Genomic DNA, 3,728 nt, shown 5'->3' on the forward strand with positions numbered 1-3,728 from the left:
CAGTCCATTTTGGGATTTTTTTTGATTTGGCGATTAATCAGATCGCAAAAATTGGACTGAGTTCCCTCCAAGTGATCTACTATTTTGAAAGCTTATTTAATCGAAATGTTTCCATTACAACAATCCAAAATCGTGTCGGGTATAATGCACAACAGCGATAAGTAGATTGCTGTGCTGATATTTCCTTCTCTAGTTGCGTAAACCTCTCAAAAACACGATACATGGTACGAAGCTGTGCTTCTGTAAAAACTTTTTTCCTTTTTATCCCTGGTTCAACCTGACTATCAAAAAATGGGTTACCTTTATTTGTTTCAGCTAACAAACCTTTTTTTATCCAAAAGCTATATAGTACTTGCATATGTCTAGCTTTTGTATTCCAAGTCCTTTCAACTACACCTCTAACATTTAATTCATGTCTACGCCAACGTAAAACATGTTTATGAGTTACTTCCTCTGGATTTATTTGTATATTTTCTATTCCCCTTAAATAATTAAGAAATAGTCTAACCATCTTACGATATGTTTTTTCTGTATCAGGGCGCAAAACCTTCGAGTAAAAATATTCATCCAATAGTTCATACCAAATAGGATCATCTTTTTCTTGCACCAAAGACATTTGTTTTTTCATAAGGGACACTTTCATACTCTTTTTTGTTCAATAGTTTTCTTAGTATCATTCTGAGGAAAAATCGACGAAGAGACTATCTGAAGGGGGGCATTTAGAAAAAATTAAACTCATTTTTACTAAATATCCGCTAGCACGTATAAATTTATTATTTTTACGTGATTCCTCTGTAACAGGAACTGGGTATATTTTGCATGTATAATGACGTTTTCTTTTGTTTCCCTTCTTTTCGATTCGATGCACATTCAATGACTCGAATACAGATAATAATTGCTTATGATCGATTTCTAATTCTGGGTGTTGACGCAAAAAAAGAAAAAAGATCGCTGGAGTCTGTAAAAATAAGAACCCTGCAACACAATGTACTTTTGCACTAGCAGTATTGCACTCAATTTTTTCAGTCTGCAACCCTTGTTTAAGCCATTGCCAAAATTTGATCTTCAATGGTTCATTTTTTTCTTGTTCTTGCCCGTTCATCCTTATGTATGCTTCCTCTGTATCCTTTTCCTCAGTCCCTTTAAGAAACACATTTTCTTCTATAATTTCAACTGATTTATTGTCATTGAGTAAATTATTTCTGATTTTACTTTCACTATAGGGTACTTTGTATTCAAGATGTTGATTTTTCAAGCTATTTGATGGTGCACTATCGACACAGTTATCTTGTACTGCTACTTCTTCTTTTATATCTAAAAGTGACATCACTGTTTTTAAATCATCACTAATATCTTCTTTTGTGTTCACTACAGAAGCAGTTTCTGATAGCTCCTCTTTCTGGGGCATAGTTTCATTAAATGCACTTTGTAATGACACTATGTCTAAACTCTGTGTTTCTTCCTGAGTTTCGTTCGCATCACTATGTGTGTGTATTACAGGTTGGGTTGGAGGTGTAGTGATAATATTTTCAATTGGTTCTAAAACAGGATTACCAATATTTTTTTCTATAGCATCATTTGGCTCTCCCTTTAACTTTAGGAAGTCTTCACTAATATTTGGTAACTTATTTACAGCTTCATCTATCAAATTACTAACATCTCTTCCGCCTTCCCATTTTCCTACCATACAATGCATTAAAGCTTGTAGTGCCATAGGAGTTTCACTCAACCAATAAATAGATTTTTCTGGTAACAATGTATAGCTCATTAACGCACCTGAAACAGAACGCAATTCCTCTAAATTTGGACTATTAGGTTTGGATCGGAAGCGATAGGCTTTATTTGGTGTCACTACTCCAGGTATCCAGCACTTTTGATCTATATATTCCCCATCAAATTGTCCCATCAAAGGCAACCAATGAAACATTGATGCATAAAAGACTACCGCGTTCCAAGCGCTGCTTTGGCTAGATTGTTCTTCCGGTAATGCTCCAGTTGGCAATAATTTCTTTTTTGATAATCTGATTGAGTAAACCATGGTAAGCAATGTAAGATCGAGCAACCCTCCTTCCTGAGCAAAAGTTCCCTGATTAAAAGCTGGTAAGTTCTGAATCCGCTCTGCACAATGCTGAAGAGGGAATAAAAAAAATTCTTGATATTGTGCTTTTGATAAAGAAGCATTTTCCCAAAGTTGCTGTACGCAATTCTTACGTAATGTAGTATTGAACAAGTCACATGATTTTTTGGGTAGAAAATAACCATCTGGTGCAATGAGAGCCTCGTTTTTAGATTTGTTTCCCCCCGAAACACCGAAACTACTATTACGATCTAACCACTTTTTAAATATCTTCATATAAACCTTCCGGTAATTAACCACTTGGTGCAATGAGGGCCTCGCTTTTAGATTTGTTTCCCCCCGAAACACCGAAACTGATATGATAATTTAACTATCTTTTAAACATCTTCGCATAAGCCTTCCGGTAATTTTGGTAAAACATTATATACACTCTGATCTGTTGAATTATTTTCATTAGCAAGTACACTTTGAATAATGTTATTAATCATAAGTTTTTTACGAGCACGGGTTGCAGCAACATAAAGTAAATTTACTTCATCTCTCCTAGTTAGTTCTGTCTGCTTAGGATCGAATAAATCAGGAAAGTCATTATTTAATTCAACAAATTCCCACTCTAATCCCTTAGCTCTATGCGCCGTTGAAACTGTTATATTTGCTTTACTTTCATTAGTTATTGCAAATTTACGCATTATTTCTAAATTTTGAGGTAACGGAAAATATCGTTCTAACAGGTTGATAGATTGCATCATTTCAACATCTTGTGTAGCTCTGGCTATTCGACAATATTCATCATAATCTTTGTAATCCCGCATTAAACGAGGCTGTTGTACTTTCTGTGGCATATCTACCGAGAACCAATACAAATCTTCCAGTTCTTCAGTTCGATAAGCTTCAATTCCTCCAACCCAATATACTGATCTTTTTTCTTTTGCTGCTCCTAGTGCTGTATCAATTACACCTGCCACCGTTCGGCTCAGTACTGCTTTATGAGGCACATCAAATTGTTGTGGTGACAAAACTTCATCTTCTTCTCCTAACCCAATAACCTGGTGAGTTTCACCATCCAAGGCAAGTAACGCATTCGCTATTCCAGCAACATGTGGACCAAAACGAAAGCTATTTGTTAGCCATAAGCGATCAGCATCGGCTAATTGTGGCGCATTCAGTGCATTATCTGCTCCTCGAAAACGGTAAATTTGTTGATGCTTATCGCCAACTAAAACTACATTTGTATGCTGATTCAAAACAATCGCATGAGTGACAGGATTGGCATCTTGGGCTTCATCAAACAAAATCGTTTGATAATGGCGAGATAAATCAGGTTGAGATAATTGATAAAGTTTCAAATAAGTATCATGTGTAACCGGAAAGTAATTATTCAAATTTTTCATCAAATTCCAAATATGCTCTGAGCTTTGAATTATTTTAATTGGGTCAATGCCCCCTATTACCTCTTCATCTGGGCAATGAATTAACTTTATTTTTCCATCAGCACTGGATAGAAAACGATTTAACGTACTTTGAACTCTATGAACTAATGACCAATGGCGAGTATTTAAATAAGCTTTCATAATAACGATACACTCATTTTTCTCACTCCCGGTTGTTGCCCTGATGAAAAGGCGGTCATAAATTCTTCAACGCACACTAA

Annotated in this window: 3 protein-coding genes; all 3 read right to left on the minus strand. The window is 35.5% G+C overall.

Annotated features, from left to right (window positions below; all coding sequences use genetic code 11):
• Nucleotides 1-79: 79 nt before the first annotated feature.
• Nucleotides 80-628, minus strand: a complete 549-nt coding sequence (locus tag Xedl_RS25990; RefSeq protein ID WP_208605097.1) for a hypothetical protein — start codon at nt 626-628, stop codon at nt 80-82.
• Between the two features lie 45 nt (nt 629-673).
• Nucleotides 674-2,353 carry a TraI domain-containing protein gene (locus Xedl_RS19105; RefSeq protein WP_074025295.1) on the minus strand — a complete coding sequence of 560 codons (1,680 nt, stop codon included), beginning with the start codon at nt 2,351-2,353 and terminating at the stop codon, nt 674-676.
• Between the two features lie 101 nt (nt 2,354-2,454).
• On the minus strand, nt 2,455-3,648 hold the full coding sequence (locus Xedl_RS19110; RefSeq protein ID WP_244149767.1) for a 3'-5' exonuclease: 1,194 nt from the start codon (nt 3,646-3,648) through the stop codon (nt 2,455-2,457).
• Nucleotides 3,649-3,728: the final 80 nt, after the last annotated feature.

The sequence above is a fragment of the Xenorhabdus eapokensis genome (genome assembly GCF_001908105.1).